This is a genomic window from Sphingomonas qilianensis (assembly GCF_039614825.1).
Taxonomy (GTDB): domain Bacteria; phylum Pseudomonadota; class Alphaproteobacteria; order Sphingomonadales; family Sphingomonadaceae; genus Sphingomonas; species Sphingomonas qilianensis.
This window is the reverse complement of the sequence record NZ_JBDIMF010000002.1, coordinates 91,464-118,201: the sequence shown is the minus strand read 5'-3', so window position 1 is coordinate 118,201 and position 26,738 is coordinate 91,464. Positions and strand designations below refer to the sequence as shown.

General features: G+C 61.7%; 25 protein-coding genes and 2 pseudogenes. 16 read left to right on the top strand and 11 right to left on the bottom strand.

All coding sequences use genetic code 11. The features are described from left to right. Position 1 precedes the first annotated feature (1 nt). The 4 genes from ABC969_RS07095 to ABC969_RS07080 are packed head-to-tail and all read left to right on the top strand — an operon-like array spanning position 2 to position 4,860. The gene (locus ABC969_RS07095; protein ID WP_345863989.1) at positions 2 to 1,900 is read left to right on the top strand and encodes a hypothetical protein; all 1,899 of its coding nucleotides are present in this window, start codon (positions 2 to 4) and stop codon (positions 1,898 to 1,900) included. Further along, on the top strand, positions 1,897 to 2,982 hold the full coding sequence (locus ABC969_RS07090) for a hypothetical protein (RefSeq protein WP_345863988.1): 1,086 nt from the start codon (positions 1,897 to 1,899) through the stop codon (positions 2,980 to 2,982). The genes ABC969_RS07095 and ABC969_RS07090 overlap by 4 nt, the downstream gene beginning before the upstream one ends. Then, positions 2,975 to 3,661 (top strand): ribose-5-phosphate isomerase RpiA, encoded by a 687-nt coding sequence (gene rpiA, locus ABC969_RS07085; protein ID WP_345863987.1) that lies wholly within the window; start codon positions 2,975 to 2,977, stop codon positions 3,659 to 3,661. Before ABC969_RS07090 ends, rpiA begins: the two co-directional genes overlap by 8 nt. A 23-nt stretch (positions 3,662 to 3,684) precedes the next feature. Continuing rightward, on the top strand, positions 3,685 to 4,860 hold the full coding sequence (locus tag ABC969_RS07080; protein WP_345863986.1) for a hypothetical protein: 1,176 nt from the start codon (positions 3,685 to 3,687) through the stop codon (positions 4,858 to 4,860). A 32-nt stretch (positions 4,861 to 4,892) separates the two neighbouring features. Here the strand turns inward: ABC969_RS07080 and ABC969_RS07075 are convergent, their stop codons facing one another. Next, a complete protein-coding gene (locus ABC969_RS07075) occupies positions 4,893 to 6,035 on the bottom strand; it encodes an endonuclease/exonuclease/phosphatase family protein (RefSeq protein ID WP_345863985.1) in 1,143 nt (380 codons plus the stop codon). Between the two features lie 971 nt (positions 6,036 to 7,006). On the opposite strand from ABC969_RS07075, the gene ABC969_RS07070 reads away from it, so the two are divergent. The 6 genes from ABC969_RS07070 (at position 7,007) to ABC969_RS07045 (ending at position 11,687) form a co-directional block, all read left to right on the top strand. Beyond that, positions 7,007 to 7,378: a hypothetical protein gene (locus ABC969_RS07070; protein WP_345863984.1), complete on the top strand. Its 372-nt coding sequence runs from the start codon at positions 7,007 to 7,009 to the stop codon at positions 7,376 to 7,378. Position 7,379: 1 nt separating this feature from the next. Then, positions 7,380 to 7,919, top strand: coding sequence for a caspase family protein (locus ABC969_RS07065; protein ID WP_345863983.1), 540 nt, complete (start codon positions 7,380 to 7,382; stop codon positions 7,917 to 7,919). Between the two features lie 8 nt (positions 7,920 to 7,927). Continuing rightward, on the top strand, positions 7,928 to 8,380 hold the full coding sequence (locus ABC969_RS07060) for a hypothetical protein (protein WP_345863982.1): 453 nt from the start codon (positions 7,928 to 7,930) through the stop codon (positions 8,378 to 8,380). A 6-nt stretch (positions 8,381 to 8,386) separates the two neighbouring features. Beyond that, the gene (locus tag ABC969_RS07055; RefSeq protein WP_345863981.1) at positions 8,387 to 8,665 is read left to right on the top strand and encodes a hypothetical protein; all 279 of its coding nucleotides are present in this window, start codon (positions 8,387 to 8,389) and stop codon (positions 8,663 to 8,665) included. Positions 8,666 to 8,896: 231 nt separating this feature from the next. Beyond that, positions 8,897 to 10,789 (top strand): hypothetical protein, encoded by a 1,893-nt coding sequence (locus ABC969_RS07050; protein WP_345863980.1) that lies wholly within the window; start codon positions 8,897 to 8,899, stop codon positions 10,787 to 10,789. 22 nt (positions 10,790 to 10,811) lie between these two features. Beyond that, positions 10,812 to 11,687, top strand: coding sequence for a hypothetical protein (locus tag ABC969_RS07045; RefSeq protein WP_345863979.1), 876 nt, complete (start codon positions 10,812 to 10,814; stop codon positions 11,685 to 11,687). 225 nt (positions 11,688 to 11,912) lie between these two features. Here the strand turns inward: ABC969_RS07045 and ABC969_RS07040 are convergent, their stop codons facing one another. Continuing rightward, complete coding sequence (locus ABC969_RS07040) at positions 11,913 to 12,077, bottom strand: hypothetical protein (protein ID WP_345863978.1); 165 nt, start codon at positions 12,075 to 12,077, stop codon at positions 11,913 to 11,915. A 370-nt stretch (positions 12,078 to 12,447) separates the two neighbouring features. Next, positions 12,448 to 12,741 (bottom strand): hypothetical protein, encoded by a 294-nt coding sequence (locus ABC969_RS07035; RefSeq protein ID WP_345863977.1) that lies wholly within the window; start codon positions 12,739 to 12,741, stop codon positions 12,448 to 12,450. Between the two features lie 95 nt (positions 12,742 to 12,836). On the opposite strand from ABC969_RS07035, the gene ABC969_RS07030 reads away from it, so the two are divergent. The 3 genes and pseudogenes from ABC969_RS07030 to ABC969_RS07020 form a co-directional block, all read left to right on the top strand. After that, a complete protein-coding gene (locus ABC969_RS07030; protein WP_345863976.1) occupies positions 12,837 to 13,010 on the top strand; it encodes a hypothetical protein in 174 nt (57 codons plus the stop codon). 91 nt (positions 13,011 to 13,101) lie between these two features. Next, on the top strand, positions 13,102 to 13,773 hold the full coding sequence (locus ABC969_RS07025) for an RBBP9/YdeN family alpha/beta hydrolase (protein ID WP_345863975.1): 672 nt from the start codon (positions 13,102 to 13,104) through the stop codon (positions 13,771 to 13,773). A 254-nt stretch (positions 13,774 to 14,027) separates the two neighbouring features. Continuing rightward, positions 14,028 to 14,593 (top strand): annotated as a pseudogene (locus tag ABC969_RS07020) (integrase core domain-containing protein); the annotation flags it as partial. A gap of 119 nt (positions 14,594 to 14,712) precedes the next feature. Here the strand turns inward: ABC969_RS07020 and ABC969_RS07015 are convergent. Genes ABC969_RS07015 through ABC969_RS07005 form a run of 3 tightly spaced genes read right to left on the bottom strand, consistent with a single transcriptional unit; the run spans position 14,713 to position 18,271 of the window. After that, positions 14,713 to 16,053 carry an alginate export family protein gene (locus tag ABC969_RS07015; protein ID WP_345863974.1) on the bottom strand — a complete coding sequence of 447 codons (1,341 nt, stop codon included), beginning with the start codon at positions 16,051 to 16,053 and terminating at the stop codon, positions 14,713 to 14,715. Further along, positions 16,053 to 17,453 (bottom strand): chromate efflux transporter, encoded by a 1,401-nt coding sequence (gene chrA / locus ABC969_RS07010; RefSeq protein ID WP_345863973.1) that lies wholly within the window; start codon positions 17,451 to 17,453, stop codon positions 16,053 to 16,055. The genes ABC969_RS07015 and chrA overlap by 1 nt, the downstream gene beginning before the upstream one ends. Beyond that, on the bottom strand, positions 17,450 to 18,271 hold the full coding sequence (locus ABC969_RS07005; RefSeq protein WP_345863972.1) for a chromate resistance protein ChrB domain-containing protein: 822 nt from the start codon (positions 18,269 to 18,271) through the stop codon (positions 17,450 to 17,452). The genes chrA and ABC969_RS07005 overlap by 4 nt, the downstream gene beginning before the upstream one ends. Positions 18,272 to 18,655: 384 nt before the next feature. Between ABC969_RS07005 and ABC969_RS07000 the strand changes: the two genes are divergently transcribed. Further along, complete coding sequence (locus tag ABC969_RS07000) at positions 18,656 to 21,160, top strand: TonB-dependent receptor (RefSeq protein WP_345863971.1); 2,505 nt, start codon at positions 18,656 to 18,658, stop codon at positions 21,158 to 21,160. 398 nt (positions 21,161 to 21,558) lie between these two features. Beyond that, positions 21,559 to 22,017 carry an NUDIX hydrolase gene (locus ABC969_RS06995; RefSeq protein ID WP_345863970.1) on the top strand — a complete coding sequence of 153 codons (459 nt, stop codon included), beginning with the start codon at positions 21,559 to 21,561 and terminating at the stop codon, positions 22,015 to 22,017. 36 nt (positions 22,018 to 22,053) lie between these two features. Here the strand turns inward: ABC969_RS06995 and ABC969_RS06990 are convergent. Continuing rightward, positions 22,054 to 22,287, bottom strand: a pseudogene (locus ABC969_RS06990) (integrase core domain-containing protein); the annotation flags it as partial. 427 nt (positions 22,288 to 22,714) lie between these two features. On the opposite strand from ABC969_RS06990, the gene ABC969_RS06985 reads away from it, so the two are divergent. Then, positions 22,715 to 22,924 carry a hypothetical protein gene (locus tag ABC969_RS06985; RefSeq protein WP_345863969.1) on the top strand — a complete coding sequence of 70 codons (210 nt, stop codon included), beginning with the start codon at positions 22,715 to 22,717 and terminating at the stop codon, positions 22,922 to 22,924. Positions 22,925 to 23,105: 181 nt separating this feature from the next. On the opposite strand, the gene ABC969_RS06980 is transcribed toward ABC969_RS06985, so the two are convergent. From ABC969_RS06980 to ABC969_RS06965, 4 genes are all read right to left on the bottom strand, one after another. After that, positions 23,106 to 23,543 (bottom strand): type I restriction-modification system subunit M N-terminal domain-containing protein, encoded by a 438-nt coding sequence (locus tag ABC969_RS06980; RefSeq protein ID WP_345863968.1) that lies wholly within the window; start codon positions 23,541 to 23,543, stop codon positions 23,106 to 23,108. A 544-nt stretch (positions 23,544 to 24,087) separates the two neighbouring features. Then, on the bottom strand, positions 24,088 to 24,876 hold the full coding sequence (locus ABC969_RS06975; protein WP_345863967.1) for a DUF1376 domain-containing protein: 789 nt from the start codon (positions 24,874 to 24,876) through the stop codon (positions 24,088 to 24,090). Further along, a complete protein-coding gene (locus ABC969_RS06970) occupies positions 24,873 to 26,327 on the bottom strand; it encodes a DnaB-like helicase C-terminal domain-containing protein (protein WP_345863966.1) in 1,455 nt (484 codons plus the stop codon). Before ABC969_RS06970 ends, ABC969_RS06975 begins: the two co-directional genes overlap by 4 nt. 102 nt (positions 26,328 to 26,429) lie before the next feature. Then, positions 26,430 to 26,738, bottom strand: coding sequence for a hypothetical protein (locus ABC969_RS06965; protein WP_345863964.1), 309 nt, complete (start codon positions 26,736 to 26,738; stop codon positions 26,430 to 26,432).

Genomic DNA, 26,738 nt, shown 5'->3' with positions numbered 1-26,738 from the left:
CTTGACCGTAAGGGTGGGTGACTTCCGGTTCGTCCTGCTGGGTGAGTTGCGCCGCCTGCTGGCAGAGGCGCGCCAGGCCGAGGAGCGCGCCGCAACTCCCGATTTCGTCTCGCGCGAAAAGGCCGAACTTATCGTGCGCCGCTCGATCTCTGAGAGTGTTGCCGAACTCGCCTCCTACGGTGCGCGCATCGGTGCAGCATTCCCGGCGCTTGCCTCAACAGTCGAGGCGGCAAACGCGCTGGCACAGCGGATTCGCGCGACGTCCGATGCAGCGGCGCTGGTCGCGATCTCGGCCGACATTTCCGCGCTGTTCGGCTCGCCAAGTCATCCCGCCGAAGCCCGACCAGTGAGTTTGCAGGTGAGTGAGCAGGGCATCAGAGTCTCGATAGGCGCACAGCAGCCGGCCGAGCGGAACGGGCCGACGACACCGTTCGCCGCTGCGGTCGAGGCTGGCCGGGACGTGCAGTTCTACCTTGCCGCAATCAGCGAAGTAATCGCCAGTGCGCGAGACGCAGGCCGCGCGCCAAGCGGGGTCGAACAGACTGCGCGAGCGGCGGCCTATCAGGCGCTTGAAGTTGGCCACACCATGCCGTCAGCGTTCCGGCCGATCGCCACCAGCGGGTTTCGTAAGTGGCAAACCAGCCTGTCGCTCGCCGATCCGGGCGAGGGTCACAATCTCGTAACCTGTCTCGATGCGCAATTGCTGACTGGCACAGTCGTGCACGTTGAACATATCGATCGCGGGCGCCAGACCGATCGCGAGATCGTCGAAGCCTATCGCTTGCCCGCCCCGCTCAGCGCAGCGCGGGTGCGCTTGCAAGCCGGTATTGCGGCACCGTGTACCGCCTATATCGGGCGCCCCGCGTTCGAAAACGGCGCAGCGCCCGATAGCGCCACCTATCTGCCGCTGGCGCGCTATTACGACGAAGACTTGCTCAAGGCGGCACATATAACTGCGAGCGCGTGCAGCGTGATGTTCGGTAACGGCATCGCCGATTGCAAGATAGCGATCGAGCGGATGAGCGTCCTTCAGGCGGTGCGGTTCATGGCCGCCGTGGCAGGGAATGTGTCGCGCGATAGCTCGCGGCAGTTCCTGTCTGCGGCGTTCAACATCAATCAGCCGCTGTACGACGATCGCGATTCCGCAGCACCGCATTGGACCGGCAGCAGGATCGGCGTGGCGCATACTGGTATCGACATCGCCACCATGGGCGGGTTCGACAAGGTCACTTGGGATGGCGCATCGAACCTGCCGAAGAGCGAACCGATCATCGCTGCTTTTACCGCAGCCGAGTGGCTCGGCTTGATCCACAGCGCGCACGAACGGGGGTTAGAAACCTATGTTTCGGCAGGGATGGACCGCACGCACATGGCCGCGTGCGTCGAATGCGCGGTGGACGGCGTTGGCATCGGTACCAGCCTACATTACCTGCAGCGCACCGCCGACGGCAAGATCGTGATGGGCGAGCTTAAGCCCGATGCCGTGCTCGATGTGCTCGCGACCCGTGATGCGGCTGCGGTCGGTGTTAAGGGATCCGGCGCGGGAGCTCTGGCGATGCTCGACCGGCTCGCGTTCGAGAAGCTGCTCCCTCCCAGATGTGAAACGCTTCGTCAGCAGCTCTACGCCAGCCTTGCTTCGGCAGACGAAGCTTCGATCGAAGCCTGTCTGGCGAGACTTGCACGAAATCCGTTCTGGCAAGCGATGGAGCAGCACAAGGCTGAGAGTTTCAACAAGCACCCGGCAATTGCCCAAGCCGAGCGTCGGCTTATTTCTATCGAACTTGCAGCTTGGGCGGCACCGGCCGAGATGTCGAAAGCCGCGGCTGCCGAATCCAGCCAGCGGCTCCGCGAGGCCGTTGGGCGAGGCGACATTACCGATATATTGGAGGAATTGCGATGAGCATACCTGGCCGGCGGGGGTTTTATACTGGGACCGACGGGGAAGTTTGGCGCGAGCTTCCGCGCAACGTTGATCCAGCCCAAGACGGGATTAGCCTCGCCGCACACCATCCGCGCATTTTCGCTAGCGACGAACCGCCTGACAGTGTGCCGACCGCAGAGTTCGACGCACGCCTCGAGGCCGTCGTTCCGCCCGAAGTTCTCGCGCGGCTCGAGGCTGTCATATCGGCCGGGACTGCGCTGGCGGCCCGAGGGCTGGCGGACACACCGCCTGTCGATCTCCATGAGTGGCGGCGGGGCATCATCCTGTCGTGGTCGCACGCGCGCGACCTTGGTGTAATCCACGACGCGCTAGGCCACCCGCGTGCAACTGCCAACCGGCACGATGTCGACGAAGTCGTCCTTGCCAAGCGGCTCAAGGAGCAGCTCGCCCAGTCCGGTGCTAAAGCCGACGCATGGTACCTCGACTATGTAGCCTCGCTCGACGACGGGGCATGGGTAAATGTAGGCTTTTTCAATCCGCATCTTTCGGCGTCCATGTACAAATGGGGTGACGCGAAGCAGGGGAAGCAGAATGCGATGGATGCCCACCGGCTTTCTCCCCACCACCAGGGCAACTTTGAGACACCCAAGGACTGGATTGAACGCGCCACCAATTTCGTGATCCATCATATCCCACGCGAGCATCGCGGCATTCGCCATGAACCCCGAGGCGACTACACACAGCTTGAGGAGCGGATGGCCGTCGATCCAGCGATTAAGCAGTCGGAAATCGGCAAGGCGATCGCACGCGATGTTGCGGCGCTTTGTGCGCTGCTGGAGAAAGAGGGCAAGATCGTGCCGTGGGGTTTGCTCGCGGTCCCGCCCGACGAACTCACAGCGGGCACGGTCGAACACGCCTTTCTTCTGGCATCGACGGCCGGCGAGGAATTTATAGACGATGCCGAGCGCGAAGAGCACAATCGGCGGCTTGGCTGGGCGCGGCAGATTATCGCGAGAGTCCCGGCCGAGGCTGAACGGCTTGATGCAGAAGGCAAGTCACAATTAGTGGCGGCTTACCGCGGATGGCTCGACAATGGCTGATCTTGAGGCGCAGAAGCAGCGGGCGGCGCTGCGCGCTGCTGCTGAGGTCGCAGACGGCATGCTGCTTGGCCTGGGTACCGGATCAACGGCTACCTACGCGATCCGCGAGATTGCGCGGCGGATGCGCGAGGAGGGCTTGAGGCTGACCGCGATTGCAACCTCGTCGGCTACGGGCGCTCTCGCGGTCTCGCTCGGCATACCGCTGCGGTCGATGGGAGAGATCGATCAGCTCGATCTGGTCATCGACGGCGCCGACGAAATCGATCCGGCTTTGCGCGCGATTAAGGGCGGCGGCGGAGCGCTGTTTCGCGAAAAGATCGCTGCCGCTGCTGCCGTTCGGATGATCGTGATTGGCGATAGCAGCAAGCCGGTCGAAACGCTCGGCCGCTTCAAGCTACCGGTTGAGGTGCACCCGTTTGCCTTGCGCTCGGTCCAGCACCAGCTCGAAGCGTTGGGTGCGCCGATCGCATTACGGTCGCGGGCCGACGGAGCCCCGTTCGCGACCGATCAGCAGGCCAACATTTTCGACGTCGCTTTCGACCGGATCGACGACGCTGGCGCGCTTGCCCGAATGCTCGAAGCCATGCCTGGCGTGCTTGCGCACGGGCTCTTCATTGATCTTGTCGATACCGCGATCATCGGCACCGAGGACGGTGTCTCGATCACGAACCGTCACTAAAGTTTGCGCAGGAGGCAATCGAAATGACCCGTCCCATTCCCGTGATCTTCAATCCGCCGTTCAACCCGATCCACGAAGGCCTCTATATTCCGGAAGAACTGCTTGTTGGGTATGATCTGGCCGATCCTGCCTCGGTCGTGCGAACGCTCGACTATCGCTGCTTCATTTATTTTGAGCAGCAGGGGCGGACCACAGTGGCCGATCCCTACGCAGGGATGATGCAGGCCGTTCACGACGCCTCGGTAGCGCGTGGGATGAACACCTTTCTCGCGACCCATCTCGCAAATGGGCGGCGGCCGGTTTCAATCATGGGCGGCCATCGCGAAGTGCGCGGTAGCTCAACATACCGCGCGGTCGCAAAAATCGCCAAGCTGCTTTCAGAGCACGGCTTTCTCGTGGCGAGCGGCGGCGGCCCGGGGTGCATGGAGGCGACCCATCTTGGCGCGCTGTTCGCAAACGCCGACGATGCCGAAATGGCAACCGCGATTGATCGTCTCGCCGCGGAGCAAGCAGCACTTCCCAAAGGCATGGACGAGGTGCTGACGCAGGACGACAAGTCCAAACAGTGGGTGATCGACGAGGAAAAAGCGGTCGGCTTGGCGAAATGGATGGAACCGGCCCGCTTGATTGCGAATGAACGCAGATCGTTGTTGAAGATTGAGAACGAGAGCCTTGCCGTTCCGACTTGGCACTATGGTCATGAACCGTTTACCCCACTCGCCACCCATGTTGCCAAGTATTTCCTGAACAGCATTCGCGAGGATGTCCTGCTCGCGCTGGCCAGCAGCGGAATCATCTATTCCGAAGGGCGCGCTGGAACGCTCCAAGAAGTTTTCCAAGACACCGCACAAAACTATTATCGCAAGAAGAATATCCCGATCACGTCGATGGTCTTCTACGATACGAAGTTCTGGTCTTCTCCCGCCGATCCTGTTGCCGAAAACCCGCCAAAAGTACACCTCCCTGTTTGCGATCTTCTGTACCGATTGTTTGTTGATGGCGAGAAGATGACCAAGCTCGAGTTTGATCAATTCATCAGGTTCACGGACGATCCTGGCGAGGTCGTAAAAATCATCATCGACAATACCCCTCCGCTCGAAAACGTGGTTCAGGCTCTGGTAGGCGTCGGGATGAAGGACTTTTCGGCGGAGCAGGTTGCCGCTGCTTCCGTCAAGGCAATGGCTTTCACCGGCAATTAATCGCGGGGTCGCTTGCGTCGCGCTACGGTCGATTACAGGTCGAGGTCAACGAAGATCGCGGCGTGATCCGATGCCGCTTCGGTTGCCTTGGTGATTTCCGGAATGTGAGGAAACAGCGTGCCATTCGTGCCGCCCCACACTCCAGACCGGTCGATCCCGCCTCCGTGGGCGAGCGCGAACAGCGCGGGCGACATCAGGATGTAATCGATCTTGTCGCTCGCCGTGCAATTACCAAAGGTTCCAGGCCGCCCGGCGTTGTCGAACCCGGCGACCTCGCTGACGTCGCGAAGGTCCGAACCCTCGCCCAGCAGCGGCGATAGCGGATCGCGGCCGGGACTGTCGTTGAGGTCCCCAAGGATCGCGACAAACTCGTTCCCTGCGGTCCGCAGACCCTGATAGATTTCGCGAATGCGCGTGGCTTGTCGTTTACGCGTCGCGTCGTTTTCGGCAGGGAATCCGTAACCCTTGCTCTTAAGATGATTGGCAAGGATGACCAGGCGGCGACTATCACCAAGCGCAAAATGGAATTCGGGACAATCGCGGCTGAACACCCGCTTGCCATCGATCGTGTCGTCGACATGAGTGCGCACAAAGTCGAGCGCGTGCGGCTCGCGCGTCAGCACGCCTACATCGATGCCACGTTCATCGTTGCCGTCGATCAGTGCGATATGGTCGAAACTCCAGCCTGCCACCGGCGCGATTACTTGTTGGTTGAAGCGGAGGAGAGAGGGGCGATGCTCGGCCTCGACGACCACCATGATATCGGCGCGGAGCTTCCCGATAATTCGCGCGGTGTTCTGCGTGGCCTTTTCGTTGAGAGCTTCGGTCTTAAGCTCCAGCCAGCCGATCCAGTCGTCCCGCCCATCGGCAATTACTGTGATTTCACCGCCGGTCCGCTTGACCAGCGACCGCCGATTACGGCGCAAAATAACGAATTGCGATTCGTCCGAGGTGCCAAGCCCCAGCGCCTCGAGTAGCGCGACGATCTCGACCTTGTCCGTATCGCTGTATACCTCCTTCGCGAGTAGCGCATTGAACTTAGCGAAATCGTCTAGCAGCTGTCGTGCCGCGTCCCGGCGGTCGGTCCCGGAGCCCGGGTCGATCCATTCGTTACGATTCAGAATCTTGGCCCGCTCGAACAAGTTTTCGACATTGTAGGACGCGAGTCGCAGCACCGCCGTATCCCCTCATGAAGTCATTAGCGAGCTAACCCGTCGCGAAGAGCAATCAAGCCAAAATGTCAATGATGAGACTTTCTGGTTACGCTACCAATGAGCGAGGATTTTTGCGCTCTTTTCACTGATGTTTCTGCGATCTTCGGCATTGTGGCCGGCCCTGAGATACCCAAGATTCCGATAACCGACATGCGAGAGTAGCCTCATCCCCTAATTTTGAACGAACTTCCGCTTCGGGGCTGTCCGAATTTCCGTCACCGACGACCGACAAGGGCGCGTTGCTGCCCCGCGGCCCGCCAACACACGAATGACCGTTTCCGGCAGGATCGGCCGTTCAGGCGCTCTTCGCGGAACGGCTTGGATTGGTCGACTGCCGACGTCGCTTCATGGGACAAACCTGCGGATCGCGATCATCGCCGAGAATGGCAGGTTCATATCCAACTCCCGCCATTCCCGGAGCCCCGACGATCGGTCGACAAACGCGCAAGGCGGGGCCGATTCCTATCCAGCAAGTTCAGGAGCACGATCGTGAGATAGTTTCCGCTCAGTCCGTGAGACCAGTTCCACCCCACCTGGCACGGTCCTTGTTCTGGAAATTCGTATGGCTGATTTATCGCACGCAATAATCGGATGAGCGCCTACGGCCGCACCGATCGCATCTTGCGTATGTGCAAGCTTGAGGAGATCGCTTGCCAGCGCCGCGGTAGTCACTGAACAGCAAATCCGCTTTCGAGCCGCACGGCCAGCTGCGCCGGGATGAGCACCGCGGTGCCCTCATGGCGCTGCGCAGATCGAGCGGGAGCGATCGAGCCCGTGGAATCAACAGCTAGGCATTGGCTGACCTAGCGTTACAAGATTACTGGTAAGCGCGCTGCGACCAGCCTCGCGACTGCCAAGCTACACCATCACCTAGGCACAATTGTTATCGTTTCAGAATTGCTAGAATGCATTTGTTGGGGGTTACCGTCATCATGATTAATAAGAAGATCATATTCGTCGCATTTGCCATCGAGGACGCGCGCATTCGCGACATGATCAAGGGGCAGTCTCTCAATACGCGTACTCCTTTCGCTTATGTTGATATGTCGGTGAAGGAAGCTTACGATGAAGAGTGGAAGAAAAAAGTGCGAACGCGCATTCTGCGGTCGGACGGCGTGCTCGCTCTCGTCAGCAAGAACTCGCTCGGATCGACTGGGCAGAAGTGGGAAATTCAGTGCGCCAAGGATGAACGAAGACCACTAAGAGGCATATGGGCCTACAGCGATGATCGTACGAGCCTTGCCGGGGTGAGCACCATAGTCTGGACTTGGCCAAACCTCGCGGCATGGATCGACGGGCTTTAGAATGCGCAAGGCTCTCATCGTCGGGATCGACCATTACGAGCACATCCCGCGGCTGCGCGGCTGCGTCGCCGATGCCTATTCGGTCGGAGCCATGCTGGAGCGCAACGCCAATGGCACCGTTAACTTCGTCAGGCCGCGCCTGATCTCCGGAAGTGACCCCTCACATCTCGTTACCCGTAAGGAGTTGAAGGACGCTGTGCGCGAGCTATTTGCACCCAAGGCCGATATCGCGCTCTTCTACTTCGCCGGACACGGCTATATCGAGGACACTGGCGGCTTTCTCTGTTCGGGCGAAAGCACCGACGGCGACGACGGGCTTTCGTTGAACGAGCTGATGACGATCGCCCGTGCGTCGCCCGCTACCAATAAGGTCATCATACTGGACAGCTGCCACGGCGGCATCGCCGGCGACCGGGCGAGCCTCAAGGGCTTCGCCGAGATTGTCACCGGCATGACCATCCTCACGGCCTCGACCGCCGATCAGTACGCGATGGAAAAACAGGGTGCGAACCCCGGCGGTGTGTGTTCACAAGTCTCTTAGTCGATGCCTTGAACGGCGCGGCCGCCAATCTCGTAGGCGATGTCACGCCCGGGAGCGTCTACGCCCATATCGACCAGTCGCTCGGCCCGTGGGCGGCGCAGCGGCCCGTGTTCAAGACCAATGTCGAGACCTTCGTCTCCCTGCGCAAAGCCGAGCCGCCGATCCCGCTCGCCGATCTCCAGGCGCTTGCTACGGACTTTCCCGGCTCATCGACAACACTCGCTCTCGACCCCTCCTACGAGCCGGAGCGAACCGACAAGCAGAAAGCCGATCCCGCCATTCCGCGGCCCGATCCTGAAAAGAACGCGGTGTTCGCGCGGCTCCAGCGCTATGTTAAGGTCAATCTGGTGCGGCCAGTGGGCGCCGGGCACATGTGGCATGCAGCAATGGATTCTAAAGCCTGCGAGCTCACCGTGCTTGGTCAGCATTACCGCACGCTGGTCGCCAGCGGGATGATTTGACGCGCCATGACGCCAACCGAAATCGATCGCGCGCTCGAAGGTGTGCTGGAAGAGCTGGCCGCGGTCGAGCACGCGCGCTGGTCGCACTGGCAAGCCTACATGCATCGCAAGTGCGCACGACAGCCCGATGGAAGCCTGGTCATACCTGCGGAGCTCGTGGCTCACTGGGAGCGGCAGATCGCGCGCGACTATGTCGAGCTCGCAGAGGACGAGAAGGAGAGCGACCGCGAACAGGTGCGCGCCTATATACCGTTGATCAAGCGCGCGCTGAGTAAAGGCGGTTAATCGATAATGCGCCAAATACTGCGCTCATTGGTGTTTTGATCTTCGTCTTTCGCGGGTTACCCGCGCTACCTTGCCTAAGCGCGAGGCCGACTTTCGGTATGTCCGTCTTGGTCTCACTGCTTCCTATGGCAATGGCGCTGAGGTAGGATCGACGCTTATCATGCGTGCCAGGACGCTGCCGCGGCGGAAGCGGTCTGCCCTAGGCGAAGTTGTGCGGCAGGGGGAACAGACATGTCTGAAACGCGCGAGCGGGTTTTCGTTTCGATCGCGGTGTCGAATCCCGATGGCGGGCTCGCACCGTTACCAGGCGCAATAACCGCGTCGGAGCGGATGGCGGCTTGGGCTGAGGCCAACGGCTACATCCCGCTGCTGATAAATGATGCGCTGTATCCCGCCGTGACGATCGACCTGCTGCGCGACAAGATCACCGCCACGATCGAGGAAGTCACCAGCCGCGCGGCGCTGCGGCGGCTCGTGATCTTCTTCGCCGGACATGGTGCTTCGCTTGGTATCGACGATCAGAACTGGCTGCTCAGCAAGTGGAAACAACGATCCAGCGAGGTCGTCAACATCGCCTCGCTGCTGCGTGTGCTGGAGTATCACGGGCCGCAGCAGGTGGCCATTATCGGCGATGCCTGCCAGGAATTCTCTGCCACCTTCATGGAGGTGGTCGGTGGGCCCATCCTCGATACAACCGAGGAACAGAAGCAGGATTTCGAGCTCGACAAGTTCTTCCCGGTCGATGCTGGCTGCAAGGCCTTCATGATTAAGGCGAAGGACGGCGAACGAGCCTTTTGCCTGTTCAGCGAAGTCATGCTGGACGCATTGGAAGGCGACGCGCCCGAGCAGTACTTCGAAGAAGACGCCGATGGTCGCCATGTCACCAGCCAGAAAATCGCGCAGTTTCTCAAAGATCATCTCGCCAGCCAGGCCGGCAAGTACGGGGTCAGCATGTCTCCCCGCCCGCGCCCGGGATTCTGGAGCGATCGCAAGTATTTCACCGCTCCCAGGGCCGGCCGACCGCCCGAGGGCATGGTGCCGCGCGGAACCTTCCCGGCCCGCAACAAGGCGCTTGGCGGCGGTAATGCCGGCGGACTTGACGCGGCACTGCCGCGCGCCGTCGAGCGGATCGACCTGGCACTCGCCCCCCCCGCGACGGCACCCGCGCGGGACCTGGCCACCACGCTCGAAACCCAGCGGCGCGAGGTGGAAATGGCCTATGCTGAGGCGGCCGATGGTGACGTACGCGATCACTTCGAGACCGGCTGCGGCATTTGCTTCACCGGGGCGCCGGTGGGCAATGTGCGTACGTCGCGCGGTGAGGTGTCGCAAGACTGGCTGCCGTCCAATTGGTTTCGCCTGCAACTGAGCGACGATCGCGACCCGTTGTTGTGGGCCGACGTGGTTGTCAATCTTGCTGACGGCAGCGCGGCTTCGGCCTGCGTGGTCCAGAATTTCATTACCGCCATGCACGCGTTCGCCGACGGCGGGCTGAACGTGCTGCACCGCCCGCTATTCGCCGACGCCCGCGAAAGCAAGGATATCGTGGCCCTGCTCGCCAAGCTTCATGCCGGCACGCTGACAGAAGGCGAGATCGTCGATGCCGCGTCCATGCTCCGCTATGGCAAGCATCGGGTTATAACGCTCGGGCCGGTGGCGGCGCAGTTCTACGATTCGGTCCGCGACACCAACGGGCTGCGATCCATCGCGGCGTTCTATGCCCAAGCGGGACAGCCGATCCCGCTTGATATTCTGCTCTACGGCGGCGGACGACTGTTTGTTCAGGGCGACACGCTCGTGGCGGATGTTCCCGCTACCGGAGATCGCGCGCCGCGCTCGGCGATCGAGCGCGAGCGGGGGTATACGTATCAGGCTACCCCAGCGGTGACGCAGCATCCCGTCGCCGGGCGCGTGCCATGGATGCGGCAGGCGTGGAGTGCCCTCGCCACCGCCGAGTGCGACCCCACCGCGGAAAGCTGGCGGCAGGAGGCGCTCGCCGTGCTGCCGCACCTCGCCGCCGGCCCGTTCACCAAAGTCCGCCCAACAGGTGCGGAGGCGCTCGCTATGCTCGCCGGGGTGACCGAGAACCGCGAGGATCCCAAGCCCGCGCTCGCCCACGCCTGACCTGCAAGTTGGAGGACAAACCATGCGAATGATACTGGTTCACGGCATCGCGCAAGAGGGCAAGAGCGAGGAGAATATCCGCGAGGAATGGCTGGGCACTCTGCGACAAAACTTAGCTGGGGTAGGCAGCGACGCGCTGGATAGGCTCAGCCGGATCGACGCGGCTTTCTACGGCGACCTGCTCGCGCACCTAAGCTCGCTGCGGCTGGAAGACGAAGCGGTCGCGCTGGGCACGGATGAGGGCAGCAATGATTTCGACGAGTTCGCGGTCGGGCCATTCGAGGAAATGGCGCTGATGCTTGGCGTGGCGCGGGAAGCGATCGAAGCCGAGAACGGGCGGGCCGCGGTGCCGATGGGCGCGGGCCCCCATAAGCGCTGGTTGAAGGCCATTGCGCTTGCCGTAGAAGCGGTGTCGCCATTCCATGGTCGCATCGCGTTGCGGGCGCTCGGGCAAGCGCATACCTACGTTCGCAATCATTACGCGCACGACGAGGTGAACGGCAGAGTTCGCCCTTTGTTGGAAGACGATGAGCCAGCGATCGTCGTTTCGCACTCGCTTGGTACGCTAGTGTCCTATTCGCTGCTGCGCGAGTTTGCCGCCAATGGCCGGCCGCGCTCGGTCCCGCTATGGCTGACGCTCGGCTCACCGCTGGGAATCGACGTGATTCGCAAGGGCTTTGCCAAGCCCCGTGTGCGTCCGGCCGACGTGGCGCGATGGCTCAATGCGGCCGACCCGGAGGATTTCGTCGCCTTGCGCGAAGCGCTTGCCGAGAAAGACTACGGCCCCGACGTGGAGAACCTTTCCGACGTCGAGAATGGTCAGGCCAACCCGCACGCGATTGCCGGGTACTTGAGCGATGTTCGGATAGCGCAGGCCATCGCGGATGCCATGCCTTAGCTCGACTTTGTACGATTAGGCGGTGAAGCACAGGGCCTGCGCCATACGCATGAGGCGGTGGGCTCCAATATATGGCGCTTGTCGGTTTGGCGGGGAGCGTTGATAAATGTCGCCTATCCAGAGTTGGAGCCGAACGGCCACGATGGCGTCACTGAAGGTGAGACTGGTTTTTCGATACTAGGCGGCGGCATAGAGGGTGATATTGCTGGAGAGCAGATCGCCGGCCTACAGCGATACGAGGCTGTAGAGGCCCAGGTGAGCGCGCGTTTCGGCGAAGGTCGCCTCGATCAGCCATCGGCGGACGTAGGGGGCGATGATGTCCTCGGGCTTGATGGTGATATCGGTGCTAAAGAAAGCTTGCGGATAGCGTTCTGCCTCGGGATCACGCACGAGTACCCATCGGACCGGCAAGACCGGGGTGTCAGGTTTGTACCACAAGGCGATGCCGGATGTGAACTCAAGCGCCTTGCCCTCGGCATATCCGTACCTGGCGGAGACAACGATCCTTGTTTAGCTTGTCGGCTGGTTGGCCAGCAGGGTCTTGAGCTTGGGCAGCGCCGGGCCCTTTTTTGCGCGGGCCGGCCCATCGTGCGTAAGGTTCGTTTTGTGTGCAGTGCGAACAAGGCTGGCATCCAACCGCAACCGGCTGATCAGCGTTGCGCGCCGTGTGATGGCATGGGTCCGTTCGTCACACTGGAAGATCGACGTCCAGCCAGCAAGCGTAGGCCCGGACATCGATCATCGGCACCGTTGCCTTCTCCTACAAGCGGGCGAGGAGCTCAAACAGGAACGCCATCGCAGGCTTGCCAGTGGGCGTCAGCGTACCGCAGCCTTCATTGTGGCACGAGAAGATGCCCTGAGCCGCTACGCATTCGAGATCGAGGCGATCCTCCGGGCCGCCAGCGGCGAGAGCGTTGACCAACGGACCACCGAGGCATGGACTCCAGTCGCTGTCGAGCGTCAGCAGCCCGCCGACGATGTGTTGTAGAGCCTTTGCGGGATAGGTGCCGCCAGCGTGCGGGATCGGCAGGCTCGTGCGGTACAGCCGTCGCACGCTCCCCACGTTCTTGCGCGCGTACGCCACCTGCTCCGCGTTGATCGACGGACCGGTCGCCCGCCAAAATAAGCTTGCGGCGAAGGCGGACGATCGTGGCGCTCGTCGCGTACATCCCAATCGTGGCGCTACTCGCGGCGGCGATCGATCTGGTGCTGGCGCTGACGGGCGAGGTGATGCGGATTGATGTTAGCTACGGCCCGCAGCCGTATTCCAACTGGCGCACGGGTTCTTCAATTGGGCGCAAAGCTTATTGCCTATTAAATTAGTAGGAATATGTTTGCCGATGGAAGGCGCGTTTCGCCAGGCCCCCTAGAGCCAGGCAGGAACGCGTCTTCCGCTCCATCAGGAGTCGATGACATGGGAATCTTTTCAGCGTTCGATCCGGTCCAACCGACGATCCTGACCGTCCCCGGCCTTGGGGGGTCGGGACCATCGCATTGGCAGACTTTATGGGAGAGCGCGCGGCCCGATACGGTGCGCGTTGAGCTTGGCATGTGGCACACGCCGCATCGCAACGCCTGGGTGACGAAGCTCGATCAGGCAATTCGCCATGCGCAGGCCCCGGTGATCCTAGCGGCGCACAGTCTCGGATGCCTGGCTGTCGCCTGGTGGGCGGAATTGACGCGCCAACCTTATGGCTGGCCGGTCGCGGGCGCCTTGCTGGTGGCCCCGGCGGACGTCGACAGGCCATCGGCGCAGGATGCGTTGAAGGCGTTCGGCCCGACGCCGACCAAGACGATGCCCTTTCCGTCGATCGTCGTGGCGAGCCGAGACGACCCCTGGATCGATATCGAGCGCGCGCACAGCCTGGCGGTCGGCTGGGGCAGTCATTTCATCGATGCCGGCGCGCAAGGCCATCTCAACGCCGCCAGCGGCATCGGTTGGTGGAGCGAGGGCCAGGAATTGCTTGACCGCGTCATTGCCGCCGCCAGCGACCGCAAAGGCCGCGCCCGCCACCCTAGCGAGGCCCGCTCCTTATTGGCCATCAACGGGACGGACGCGGCGCAACAGCACTATCTGGGGAGATAGGGCCGGATAGGTTCGACTTGCTGGAGGACGCCGTAAGAGATCGATACGCCGTCCTTTTGGTTCGCCCGTTTCGGCCTTGGCGCCGACACGGGGCCCAAAGTATCGGTGCTCGATCTGTGATTTTGCAACGAAGTCTCTCCTGAGGCCTGCGCTGTCATAGGCCGAATCTTGATCGAGGCACGCGAGCGATTGCCAGCGACTTATGCCAATTACGGACGTTCACCCTTGCGGGGTATTGACGTCCTCCCTGCGTTCTGAGCCTCCGGCTCAAGCGACCCAGGCGCAACGTCAGCGCTGCCAACCGCGAACGGCAGCCAGCCGCGCTGGCGGCAAACGAGATGTGGTCGATGGACTTCGTCTCGGAAGCACCGTTCGATGGGCGCCGGCTGCGGGCGCTGACGGTGTTCGACGCCTTCACGCGCGAGGCGCTGGCGATCGCCGTCGACCACGGCATCAAGGGCGCGCCGGTGGTCGAAGCGATGACACGGATCGCGCTGTCGCGCGGGGCCCCCAGGGCATCCGGGTGGACAACGGGCCGGAGTTCATCTCGAAGACGCTCGACCGCTGGACATACGAGAACGGTGTGACGATGGACTTCAGTCGACCCGGCAAGCCGAGCGACAATGCGTTCGTGGAAACGTTCAACGGCCGCCGGGGCGACGAGCACCTGAACACCCATTGGTTCCTGTCGCTAGAGGACGCCCGGACCAAGATCGAGGTCTGGCGGCAGGACTACAATGAGAGCCGCCCTCACACATCGCTTGGCTGGCTGACGCCGGTGGAATATGCCGCCGCCGCGACCACCAAGGCTCCCGAATGAACGCTGGATACTCACCTGCGACCTGGGATGAGAAACCGGGGGACTCTCACTACTGGAGGGGGCCGGGTCGGGCGGCATGGCACGGAAACATCACAACGATTGATCGCGTGTGTGACAAATCAGAGTACGACTGTAAAGTTGAGCGAAGCATATTTGGTCCACCGGCCGGGCGGCGCGTTGAGCGCGTCGCGCAGGAAACGTCCTTTGCACAGCACGACCGCATCCAACTCCAGGCGCAGGGCGGGGGACAATCGGTGGCGCAGCCGACCGTCGACCTGCGTGCCGGCAAATGTGCCCGATCGCCCACTGGCATCGCGCACGCCTGTGGTTGAAAAACTATCCTCGCGCGCCGCGAGCCAGATCGGGCGCAGTGTGGCCATCACGTCGGTACGTTTGCTCGGCGCCGCCTCGATCCGCGCGCCGGGGCTGATGAAATTGGCCCGCCCGAACGCGTTGTAGAGGCCGGAGGGGCCGAGATCGGCGCGGCGCATGCCTAACAATGTGTCGAACCGGCCGTAGCGACCGCCCGGGCGGTCGCCGCTGGCATGATCAAATTCGATCGACAGCCGCGGGTGCCAGTCACCGGCCCAGGTGTAGCCGGCATCGGCATGGACGAACCAGGCGCCCACGTCCTGGCGCGCGGCGTTGGCAGAAAGGCCGGTGGAGATATGGCCGTGCTGGACGAAGCCCTCAAGCTCACCATCGAGTTTGCCGGGCGCGGGGTCGCTGATCAGCCGCAGCCCCAGGGTGTTCAGCAACCGGTCGCGTGTCGGGCGCTGCGGCGTATCGCGCTCGCCGAGATGGAAGAACGACGTTTCGATCATCGTTCGCCTGATCGCCCGCGCGCGGCTGATCGTCCCGCCCCACAGCACCAAATCGACGCCTTCATGATCCACCGCCACGGCGTTGTGCCGGAGCTCGGCCGGATCGTCCGGGCGGCGCTGCTGCGGCAGCGTGTAGATCAGGATGGCACGCCACCCGCCGCGCCAGGCGAGCTCGGCGTGCAGGCCGGTATAGCTGTTGGTGGTGTTGCGATAATCGTCTGCCGCGACGAGCCGACGTGAGCCGAGGTTGAGCAAAAAGCGCCCCGCCTGGAGCGATGCGGTGCTGCCCGCGCCCAACAAGGCGTGCGGCCTGACCTCGGCAAAGGCTTGGGCAAGTTCAAGCGTGTTGACCTCGCCGGTCGTGATCGGCGTGCCCTTATCGCCCGCATAGACGCGGCTGTCCCACAGCTCCGCGGCGATGCGGATCGGGCCATCGCGATACTGGCCGAGCACCGTCGTGCGCAGATTGACCAGATCGTCCGCCGCGTTGAACCCAGCCCGCGCCTGGCCATCGATCGCCTCGTAGCGCAACCTCGTGGTGCCGGATAAGGCAAAGCCGTCCTTGCTGTCCTGCGCGGACGCGGGCGCCGCGATGCCGATCGCGCTGAGCGCGATTCCCGCCATCGCCAGGCGCATCAGCCGATCGCGCCGCTGAGGTACAGCACCACGCCCCCCGCCGCCGCCGCGAGCAACGTCACGATCACCCCGGCGCGCAGCCAGAAAATTGCGACGACCGCCGCGGCCGTCAGCACCAACGACCACCAATCTATACTGGCCAGCACAGGCACGTCGAAACGAACCGGCCCCGCCACCAGCGGCATGGTGACACGGAACACCGTATGCAGGGCAAACCACAAAGCGAGATTGAGCACGACGCCCACCACCGCCGCGGTGATCGCCGACAAGGCACCGGAAATGGCGGCATTGCCGCGCAGCCGCTCGATGAACGGCGCGCCGAGGAAGATCCACAGGAAGCACGGCGTGAAGGTGACCCAGGTGGCGAGCAGCCCGCCCAGCGTCCCGGCCAGGAGCGGATCTAGCCCGCCCGGCGCGCGATAGGCGCCGAGGAAACCGACGAACTGCAGCACCATGATCAGCGGCCCGGGCGTGGTCTCCGCCATGCCCAGGCCGTCGAGCATCTCGCTCGGCTGGAGCCAGCCATAGGTCTCGACCGCCTGCTGCGCGACGTAGGCCAGCACGGCATAGGCGCCGCCGAAGGTCACCACGGCCATGGTCGAAAAGAACAAGGCGATGCGACTGAAAACATTGTCCGGCCCCAACGCGGCGACCAGCGCCGCCACCGGCACCAGCCACAGGGCCAGCCATACCGCGGCGGTCCGCACCGTGTGGCGCCAATCCGGGCGCGCATGATCGGGCAGTTCCGCACCGAGCAGCGTATCCGCATCGGCCACGCCGTTATGCTTGGCGGCATGGCCCCCGCCCGCCCGGAAAGCCGCCGACCCGCGACGCGTGGCCCACCAGCCAATGCAGCTGGCGCCCAGGATGATGACGGGAAACGGAATGGCGGCAAAGAAGATCAGCACGAAAGCAACCGCGGCCAGCATCAACGCGCCGCGCGTGACCAAGGCGCGGCGACCGATCCGCACCACCGCCTGCAGCACGATCGCCAGCACGGCGCCTTTCAGACCGAAGAACAGCGCCGACACGATGCCGAGCCGGCCATAGAGAATATAGATCCAGCTGAGCGCCATGATCGCGATGGCGCCCGGCACCACGAACAGCACCCCCGCCACGATGCCGCCGCGCGTCCGGTGCAACAGCCAGCCGATATAGGTGGCGAGTTGCTGCGCCTCGGGACCTGGCAGCAGCATGCAATAATTGAGCGCATGGAGGAAACGCTCCTCCCCGATCCAGCGCTTCTCATCGACCAGGATGCGGTGCATCATCGCGATCTGCCCGGCCGGGCCGCCAAACGACAGCAGCGCAATCCGCAACCATACCCAGAACGCCTCACCCAGCGTGACATCCTGGGGACGCGCATCCTTACAGGTCGCGGCTGCGGCGGTCGCGTTCATGCCGGCAGTTGCCGCGGCTGATGCGACGTCCAGTCATGCGTCTCGCTTCGCGCATCGCGGCACCAGCGATACAAGGCATCGTAGATCAGCATCCCCGCATCGAGCTGCGCCAGATCATCGGCATAGAGGCGCGACAGGCCGAGCGACACGGCCAGCAGGCCGGCCGCCTCGGGCACCAGATCGGGTTGCCCGGTATCCGCGCCGCGGACGATCGCGGCGAGTGGATCGAGGCCGGCGAACCCGCCGAGCCCCAGTTCGTCGATCATCACGTCGAACGTGCACTGCGCGCCGCGATGGCTCCAGAACACGTCCTCATGCGCGACATCGAACGGCGCCGCGCCAAGCGCTGTTGCCACCGTCAGGACGTCGCCGGGCGGCGCGAACAGAAAGCGCGCGTGCGGATCGACGAAGCGGCGGATCAGCCAGGGGCAGGCGATCCGATCCACCTTAGGCCGCGCGCGGGTGACCCACACGGTGCGGCCCTGCGCATCGGGGCGCGGCAGTTTGGCGAGCGGCAGCAGCGGCAACCCGGCGGCGGACCACGCCGCAGCGCCGCCATCCAGTGTTTCGGCCGCCACGCCCTCGCTGCGCAGCCAGGCGGCGACGCCCGGCGCCAGCGACGTGCCGCGATCGTCAATGATCACCGCTGCGCTGCCGATGCTGCCGCCCCAGTGTTCGACATTATCAGCCGCGCGGCGCACGGCGGTCGGGATCAGCTCGGGCGGATCATCGGGGCGGACATCGATGATGGCCGGGCACTGCGGCGTACCGACCAGCCGGGCGAGTTTGTTGACGGCAATGGTGTTGAGCGAGGGCATAAGGCGTCCTTTGCAAAAACATTGGACGCGATACTTCGGCTGTCGCCTCGTGGGGAGACCGCGTTCCCCATGCAACCCTTAGTCACGCCAACAACGCAACATTGTCAAGCGGCGCGCAAGGGTCAGGACACCACGCGCAGCGTCGCGCCTGCAATGCGCGGGGTGCCGAACTGCCGGCATGGGCGACGGGCGAGGTTTCCACGGCTGCGGTGATGGACAGTCTGGAGGGTTTTTTGCCGCGATGTCCTGTTGAGACGCACCAGAACATACGCACACGTCCCTATTGGGCGGTGAAACTGAACCTAGCACGACGTAAAGATTCGCTATGTGGGCAATTCCTACTATTTTAGTCGAGTATCGCCAGGGATAACAAAGGGCAGACTCGTGAACATCAGAAATCTCCTGTGCACTGGAACGGCGCTCACTTCCTGTTTCGCCCCTGCCGCCGTATTCGCCCAGTCGCTAGCCGACGCTGGAGCCAATTCGAGCCCGGTCGTCGACGACACTTACTCCCGCGGTGCGGGCGACATCGTCGTGACGGCGCGGCGCCGCGCCGAAAATGTCCAGGATGTCCCCATTGCCATCTCGGTGGTGAGCGGTGCCACGCTTGATGAGCAGGGCGCCTACAACATCTCCCGGTTGGCCCAGCTTGCACCGACGCTGCAATTTTACTCGCAGAATCCTCGCAACACCTTCATCAACATTCGCGGGATCGGTGCTCCGTTCGGCCTGACCAATGACGGTTTCGAGCAGGGCGTCGGCATCTATATCGATGATGTCTATTACAACCGGATTGCCTCGGCGACACTCGACTTCGTCGATGTCGAACGCATCGAAGTCCTTCGGGGCCCGCAGGGTACGCTCTACGGCAAGAATACAACTGCCGGCGCAATCAACATCACCACACGAGCGCCGAGCTTCGACTTCGAGGGCAAGGCCGAGGTGTCACTCGGCAACCTCAATTTCAAGCAAGGCAAGGCGTCAGTCTCGGGGCCGCTTACCGACAAGATCGCCGCGCGCATTAGCGTGACGGGCACGAGTCGACGTGGCACATTGTATGACACCGCCAAGAGCGCGTGGATCCAGTCACAGGATAACATCGGCGTTCGCGGATCGCTATTGTGGAAGGCGACGCCCAATTTCAATCTAACCGTTTCGGGCGACTATAATTTGCAGGATCCGAGTTGCTGCGCTTTTGCGTATGGCGGTTATGGCCCCACCCAACGCGCAGCCAATCGGCAATATCCGGCGCTGATCTCCTACTTTCCAGGCTATCAAGTACCGAGCACGAACCCGTATGAACGCGTGACGGATGCCGACGCAGCGCTCGCCGCGCGCAACGAACACGGTGGCCTTTCGGCCAGGGCGATCTGGGAAATCAGCGACGCTAACACGCTAACGTCGATCACGGCATGGCGGTATTGGGATTGGGGCCCGGCCAACGATCGCGATTATACGGGGCTGCCGATCTACACCAAGGTCAACAATCCAACCAAGCAGAGCCAATATACGCAGGAGTTTCGATTTAGCCACCAGGGGGCCGGGTATGACGTCGTCCTTGGCCTGTTCGGTTTCCATCAGAAAATTCACACCAGCGGGGTGCAGGAAACCGGCACAGCCGCAAGCCGCTGGTTGCTGGCCCCGCCCGCGGGCGGGGTCTGCACGCCCACATCGACGGCCTTGGCCTGCAACCCGGCAGTGCTGAACAACGTGGTCGCGATCAACGACATCCGGCTTAACAACACCAGCCTGGCCGCCTTCGCCAAGCTCAATGTTGAAGTGACCGACCGGTTCACGGTCTCGCCTGGCGTTCGCGTAAACTATGACAAGAAAATGGGCCTTTATGATTCGGTGGTTACGGGCACTGCCTCGAACGGCACTCGGCAGATCGTTTCCGCGGTTCCCGGCTCGCCCAGTTTTAATGATCCCTGGACGGCGGCGCAGCGTGGTATCCAGGCCTCGCAATTCTTCGAACCGAACTTTAGCGCGTGGAATCTCTCATATGATCTCAACCTGCGCTACGCGGTGACCAACGACGTCAATGTGTACGCGACCTACGCCAAGAGCTTCAAGACCGGCGGCATCAACCTCAACGGTGTTCCAGCGGACGCCAATGGCGCGCCGATCCTGGCCGCGGGCACGATCAAGCCTGAAAAGGTTGATCACTTCGAGCTGGGCTTCAAGAGCCAGTTCTGGGATCGCAGGGCCACGCTGAACGTCTCCGGCTTCTGGACCGAGATCAAGGATTTCCAGGCCAACGTCACCAACGGCCAGTTCGGCACGATTCGCGGCTATCTCGCCAATGCAGAAAAGATCCGCACCCGCGGCCTCGAAGCCGATTTCACGATCCGCCCGAGCGAGCGCTTCATCGCTCATGCCAGTGGCGCTTATACCGACGCCAAATATACCCGCTTCGTCGATGCGCCATGCCCGCCGGAGCTTTCCGGTGGCACCACCGCCACGGGCAGCCAAGTTGTCGGCCCCGCTGGCGTGGCGGGCTCCCTTAGTCCGGCGAACTGCGACATCTCGGGTCAGGTCCTGCCCGGCATTTCCAAATGGGCAGCATCTTGGGGCGCGGAAGGCAATGTACCGAGCACGTTGTTCGGCGAGGAAGGGCATTTCTATTTCGGCTATGATGCCAGTTATCGGTCGCGCTGGTCCTCAAATCCGTCGCCCTCGATCTACACCTGGGTCAACGGTTATTCGATCCAAAACTTCCGTGCCGGGTTCCGCACCGGTCGTGTCGATACCTTTGCCTGGGTCCGCAACGCCTTCGACAAGGATTATATCGATCTGCTGCTGGCCGGCACGGGCGGCAATACCGGGCTGATCGCAGCGCAAGTAGGTGATCCACGCACTTGGGGCGGCACGATACGGCTTACTTTTTAGTGACAACATATCAATGTCACGATTAAGAAGCGCTTCTCTCTTCTGGGTTGATCTGATATCCAAAACTGAGACAATATGCCGAGCGTCATAGAAATCGAACAAGCGTTTGTGCCAATACTGTCAACGTAATGCCTATAAACCGTATAATTATTTAAATGGGCGCGGAAATCTCCTTTTGCCCATCCTTTACTAAAAGCTTCAATCCAGAACGCCGCTACTCAGGACACTCCTCCCGCACCCCGACGCCTGCCATTCGTTTAATCCCGTCGAACGTCCTATTCGAGGCGTGTCTCCGTGATGACCGAATGGCTGCGGCTCGTGAATAGCGGCAAGCCAGCTTTGAGAACAGCTGGCCATACCAGGAGCACCGAAACGAGATAGAAAGCAGGCTAGCTCTGTTGCGTTTCGCTTTCGCGGCGTATGCTTGTGCGATGAACCAAGTGGCAGCCCTTCCTTATCGAATAGGTCAAGTGGGCGTTGAGGTTCTACTCGTCACCTCGAAGACCCGCAAACGATGGATCTTGCCGAAAGGTAAGGTGCCGCAGGACATGCTGGCACACGTGGCGGCTGCTCGTGAAGCATGGGAGGAAGCCGGGGTGTTTGGCGCAGTCATGGACCAGCCAGTTGGCAGTTACCAACAACTGGCGAAGCTTTCCGATGGCCTTACTGAAACGACCATAATTGCCGCTTACCCGCTGAAAGTTTCCAGTGAACTAGAGTCTTGGCCCGAGATGGATTTGCGTCGAAGGCAATGGTGGCCGATCAATCGAGCGATGGCGGTGGTCACCGACACGGGCCTTCGGGCCGTAATAGAAGCCTTTTCCAACGAGTTAGTTGATCTACCTCAATCCGAATGAACCGCCCCGGGTCTGCCGGAGGCCTTGGGTTGCGAGTCATGCTGCCATATCGATGTTATCCGCGGCAGCATAATATTGATCTTCGGCTTCGGCAGGTGGGATGTTGCCGATGGGCTCGAGCAGCCGACGATGGTTGAACCAGTCGACCCATTCGAGCGTGGCGTTCTCGACGGCTTCGAAGCTGCGCCAGGGTCCGCGCCGGTGGATCACCTCGGCTTTATAGAGGCCGTTGATCGTCTCGGCCAAAGCGTTGTCGTAGCTGTCGCCGACATGCAAGCGAAGTTTGTGCGGACGCAGCGCGCATTCTTCCTGACGTGCGCGGCGGCGTTTGTCTGGCTGACGTCCTGCTGGCGCTGACCCTTTGAAACGGTGCCTTGCCGGCATTGAGCGGATGGGTTGGCTGAGATGGCTGTCAACGAGGCGTTTCTGTCCGAGCGGGTCGACACTCTGTTCGGGACGAACTTCAATCCGCGCGACGGCCGCGTCGTTCCTACCATGGCCGACGTCGTGTTGAAGGATGGGGCAGTCAAGATCGACGCGACTTCTCTCTACGCGGATCTCGCGGGTTCCGCGCGTCTTTCGGACGTGTGCCCCTGGACCACCACCGCCAAGATTGGTCCGCGCCTTCCTCGACTGTGCGACGCGTCTGATAATCAAACACGGCGGCGTGGTGCGCAGCTTCGACGGCGATCGGGTCATGGGCGTCTTCATCGGCGACGCGAAGAACAGCAACGCGTCGACCTGCGGGCGTGAGATCCACTGGACCGTCAGGAAGGTCATCCATCCGAAGGCATATGCGCAGCTCAAGTCGATTAGGGACAACGGGATCGAGGTCCGGCACGGCGCCGGTATCGACACGGGCGAGGTGCGCGCGGTTCGTTCGGCATCCGCGACGCCAACGACCTGATCTGGATCGGCAAGGCAGCCAGCTTCTCAGCGAAGCTCTCCGACGTTCGCGACAATCCCTACCACACATATGTGTCCAGCCGCGGCTATGGGCGGCTAAACGAGAAGGCGAAATTCGACAACGACGCCGCCAACATGTGGTCGAGCAGCACGTTCGAATTCGCCGGCAGGACCGAGACAGTCTACCTGTCGAACGGCCGCGTGAAGGCCAACCGCGCGCCCTTCATGTGCGTCGCCATCACGCTCTCCGCACCGTTCAGCGTGCGGATGAACGGGAAAACGTGCTGGTCGACGATCTCGAACATCCGCTTGGGCTTCTCGTTCTTGAACCGCGACCAGCGCATCAAATCGTACGGGCAACCGTCGACGCCCTCGCCAGTGTCGGGATCCTTGCGGAAGCCAGGCGTGGCGAGACCGTCGGTACCTTCGGGGAAGATCCGCCGCGCGAGCGAACGGCCGAGCGCCTGTGCCTTGGCCTCCTCGCGCGACTGGATCTCGTCCAAGCGGCGGATGAACAGCAGATAGGTGAGCTGTTCGACGCCAGTCAGCGGGTTGGACACGCCCCCCGACCACATCGCATCGCGCAGCTTGTCGACCTGGCTGCGAATTTCACGGTTCAACACGGCATTACCCCTTGGCGGACATCGCAGGCTGAGCTTCTCGAGACGGTCCGAGCCTTATCCCGCTAATCGCCGCACAGTAGCATAAGGGCAAGATGCTGCTGACGTAGCCCTATCGGAAACCCTCGCCGGCGCACACGGCACACGGCACCCTGCCCCGACAGACGATAGATGCGATCTTGGACCAGCGTCTGATACCGGATGCCGCCTAGCCTTAGCGCTGGGCGCGAAGACGCCTTCCAGCTCAGCGAACTATAGCAGCCATCCACGATTATCGACCCCCGCGGATTGTTCGCTCATGTAGCATTGCACGTCTAAATCGTCTGGCTACGTCCGCACGTCAGGCTCAGATTACGATAGCTTGCGTGGACACTGCCACCGGCCCGCCGGGCCCTGCGCGCACTGCTGCCGTTTTGTTGCTCGCCCGGTACCACATGGGCAGCACACGGCATTGAAGTCGTCTTCGGCACGATGGCCGAACAGGTATTCGGCCGATGGCCGTCGAACATGCTAGCCTACCGGAGGCATTACCAACTGGAGCCGGTCAGGCCGCCCCCCTCTCCTTCTGCTGCTCATCGTCCAACCGTTCGCTACGCTCCCGAATTCGCCGCATCCGATCAATCTCGGCGGCGTCCTCAGCATAATTTTGGCGAACTGCGGCGTCGAAAAATTTGAGCTTAAACGGCGCCTTTCCAGTCCTGCTGTACAGACTCTCGGCAACCCTTTGGACAACGGGAAGGATGTCGCGTCCCAAATGGATATCGGGCAATGCCAGCCACTCCTCAAGCACATGGTGGTCGGATGGCTGAGTTGTAAATCCGCCCGCCTCCATGACTAAACTGAGGTCATCTGAGCGCGATTTACGCGATGACGAACAAAGAGATTTGCCATATTCTGTATGGCCTCTGGGATCTGGCTTCTGGTTGAAGCCAAAGCTTGGCTCTGGCCTCGCCACCCAAAGTTCACTGTTTTTATGAGGTTTTTTCGCCTTTCCGTGAAGCGCCCGTGCTCCTTTCAAACCGTTTTCAGCGTGCATTCGGCTCGTTTCCGCATCCTTTCCAAGCTCTCTTTCCGCGCGAGAATTGGTTATTAGGCCCTCCGAATTGAAACTGATTTTTCCCTTTCCTACGAGTTGGTCTCTGACCGCGCGCCATTTGCGAGGCGAGCATCTCATATAGGCGGCGAGGATGCGCTCGTCGTCGGCAATCGGGCCGCCATGATCATAGATAAGGTCAAGCACCGTCTGGTACGCGCCACGCTCCTCCAGAGAAAGCGGCATAAAGCCCGCTAGGGCGTCAGAGTGATACCGCTTGTGCCAAGGCCGTGCGCTCATCTCAAACCATCGTTTTGAAAAAACAGTGACCCGCGCACGGCTTGGTGGGAAGCAAAGAAATAGCAGTTGCGCTTGTCGATCCGGCCGTTGCGCACCTTGGCGGAGATAAGTTCCACCCGGTCGCGAACCGCCCCCATTGCCAGTTCCCACTCGGCCCGCTTCCTGTCGCCAAGTTCAGGCTTGGACCGCTCGAGGTAATATTGCTCGCGATAAACGAATATGACGACGTCGGCGTCCTGCTCGATCTCTCCGCTGTCTCTTAAGTCAGCGAGCTGTGGACGCTTGTCATCACGGCGCTCGACTTCGCGGTTCAACTGCGCAAGTACGACAATTGCCACATTCAGTTCACGAGCGATTGTCTTTAGTGTGCGGCTGATTGTGCCAATCTCCTCATGGCGGCTATGCTTTTGATTATCCCCACGAAGGAGCCCCAGGTAATCAATGAAAACGACGTCGAGGGAGTTGCCCTTCGAGACCATTTCCCGCTGATAACGGCGGATCAGCATCGTCAGGCGTCCGACTTTTAAGCCCGCGTCTTCGTGCAATACCAGTGGCCACTGCGCAATTTGCTTTCGCGCTACCGCAATAGCCTCCCGATCGCGAGGCGTGAACTTGCCGCGTTGCACTGCGTCGAATGATGCCGACTTGCCATGCTCAAAAAGCACATCAGTGATCGCTCGCTTCGTCAATTCTAGAACCGACATTTCAAGGCTGACGAACAGCGTCCCGTGGTTAGCGCGCGCGGATGCCAGAGCAACTGAGAGACCTACGGCCGTCTTCCCCATGCTGGGCCGCCCGGCGAGGATCACGACCTCCCCGCGACGCATATTCCCAGTCAGCGTGTTCCAGTCGTCGAGACCGGCGACGGCCAAAGCGTCAGTCGAATTCCCAGAGGCCTCGTCTTCGATTTTCAGTAGAGTATCGTCGAACGCTTTTGCAAAGCGGATGCCCCGATTCTGCCGATGCGTCTGGAGAGCCGCGGAAAGTACACCATCCATTTGCTCCACAATCTCGCTGATCGGCTGGTAGCCCTCTTCATCGCTGCGTTCACGCATATCGCTGACGCGTTCGATAACGCATTCGAGCGCTGCCATCAGGCGACGGCGCTTCGCAAGGTCGGCAATCTGTTTTGCGAAATCGCGCGCGCCTAACAGGGCAGCGCCGCTGCCCGTCAGCTTCGCGGCATATGCCGGTCCGCCCAACTCAACGATTCCGGGGAGGTGTTGTATCATCGGAGTAATCGTAATTGGTGTTGTCACCCTGCCGTTGGCAATTTCACTCGAAATGGCGCTGAACATCTGACCGTGAACCGGCTCATAGAAATCTTCCGCACTCACCAAGTCAGCGACGCGATCCATCATCCGATTGTCGATCATAAGCGCGCCCAACAGCGCCGCCTCCGCCTCAACATTCGAAGGAAGCTCGCGATCGATTGCGCGCGTTCCGGTCACGTCGCGATCTTCCAGTCGTTGCCTTTGCGGTGAAGTTTCAGCGTAGTGCCGACAACAGCCGGCATCGGGAAATCGCGACCGGGTGCTGTCAAGCCAACATGCTTAGACATCAAGCGTCACCGACGCCCGAGCCGCGCTGGCACCAAGCAGCTCGAACATTGCGCAGTAACAATCGTGCGCCTCGGCAAAGCTCGTTTTGAAATCGGAGTTTTTGGGCGCTTCAGGATACACTTCCGCGATGTGGTAATGCAGCTGCAGCGCGCGAAAGCTATCGTTCACGATGACTGCATGAATTTGATCAAGCGTGGTCAGCGATAGAACGAAAATTGTGGGGTCGGTTCCGGCAGTCGCGGTGACCCAGGGGCCGACCCCGGCGCAGGGCTGCCCGTTATCCTCGGCGGCGTGTGGCAC

Coding starts and splice junctions, on each gene's coding strand:
- ABC969_RS07090 (WP_345863988.1), top strand. CDS start 1,897: ATGAGCATACCTGGCCGGCGGGGGTTTTATACTGGGACCGACGGGGAA.
- rpiA (WP_345863987.1), top strand. CDS start 2,975: ATGGCTGATCTTGAGGCGCAGAAGCAGCGGGCGGCGCTGCGCGCTGCT.
- ABC969_RS07080 (WP_345863986.1), top strand. CDS start 3,685: ATGACCCGTCCCATTCCCGTGATCTTCAATCCGCCGTTCAACCCGATC.
- ABC969_RS07070 (WP_345863984.1), top strand. CDS start 7,007: ATGATTAATAAGAAGATCATATTCGTCGCATTTGCCATCGAGGACGCG.
- ABC969_RS07065 (WP_345863983.1), top strand. CDS start 7,380: ATGCGCAAGGCTCTCATCGTCGGGATCGACCATTACGAGCACATCCCG.
- ABC969_RS07055 (WP_345863981.1), top strand. CDS start 8,387: ATGACGCCAACCGAAATCGATCGCGCGCTCGAAGGTGTGCTGGAAGAG.
- ABC969_RS07050 (WP_345863980.1), top strand. CDS start 8,897: ATGTCTGAAACGCGCGAGCGGGTTTTCGTTTCGATCGCGGTGTCGAAT.
- ABC969_RS07045 (WP_345863979.1), top strand. CDS start 10,812: ATGCGAATGATACTGGTTCACGGCATCGCGCAAGAGGGCAAGAGCGAG.
- ABC969_RS07025 (WP_345863975.1), top strand. CDS start 13,102: ATGGGAATCTTTTCAGCGTTCGATCCGGTCCAACCGACGATCCTGACC.
- ABC969_RS07015 (WP_345863974.1), bottom strand. CDS start 16,053: ATGCGCCTGGCGATGGCGGGAATCGCGCTCAGCGCGATCGGCATCGCG.
- chrA (WP_345863973.1), bottom strand. CDS start 17,453: ATGAACGCGACCGCCGCAGCCGCGACCTGTAAGGATGCGCGTCCCCAG.
- ABC969_RS07005 (WP_345863972.1), bottom strand. CDS start 18,271: ATGCCCTCGCTCAACACCATTGCCGTCAACAAACTCGCCCGGCTGGTC.
- ABC969_RS06985 (WP_345863969.1), top strand. CDS start 22,715: ATGGGCGTCTTCATCGGCGACGCGAAGAACAGCAACGCGTCGACCTGC.
- ABC969_RS06975 (WP_345863967.1), bottom strand. CDS start 24,876: ATGAGCGCACGGCCTTGGCACAAGCGGTATCACTCTGACGCCCTAGCG.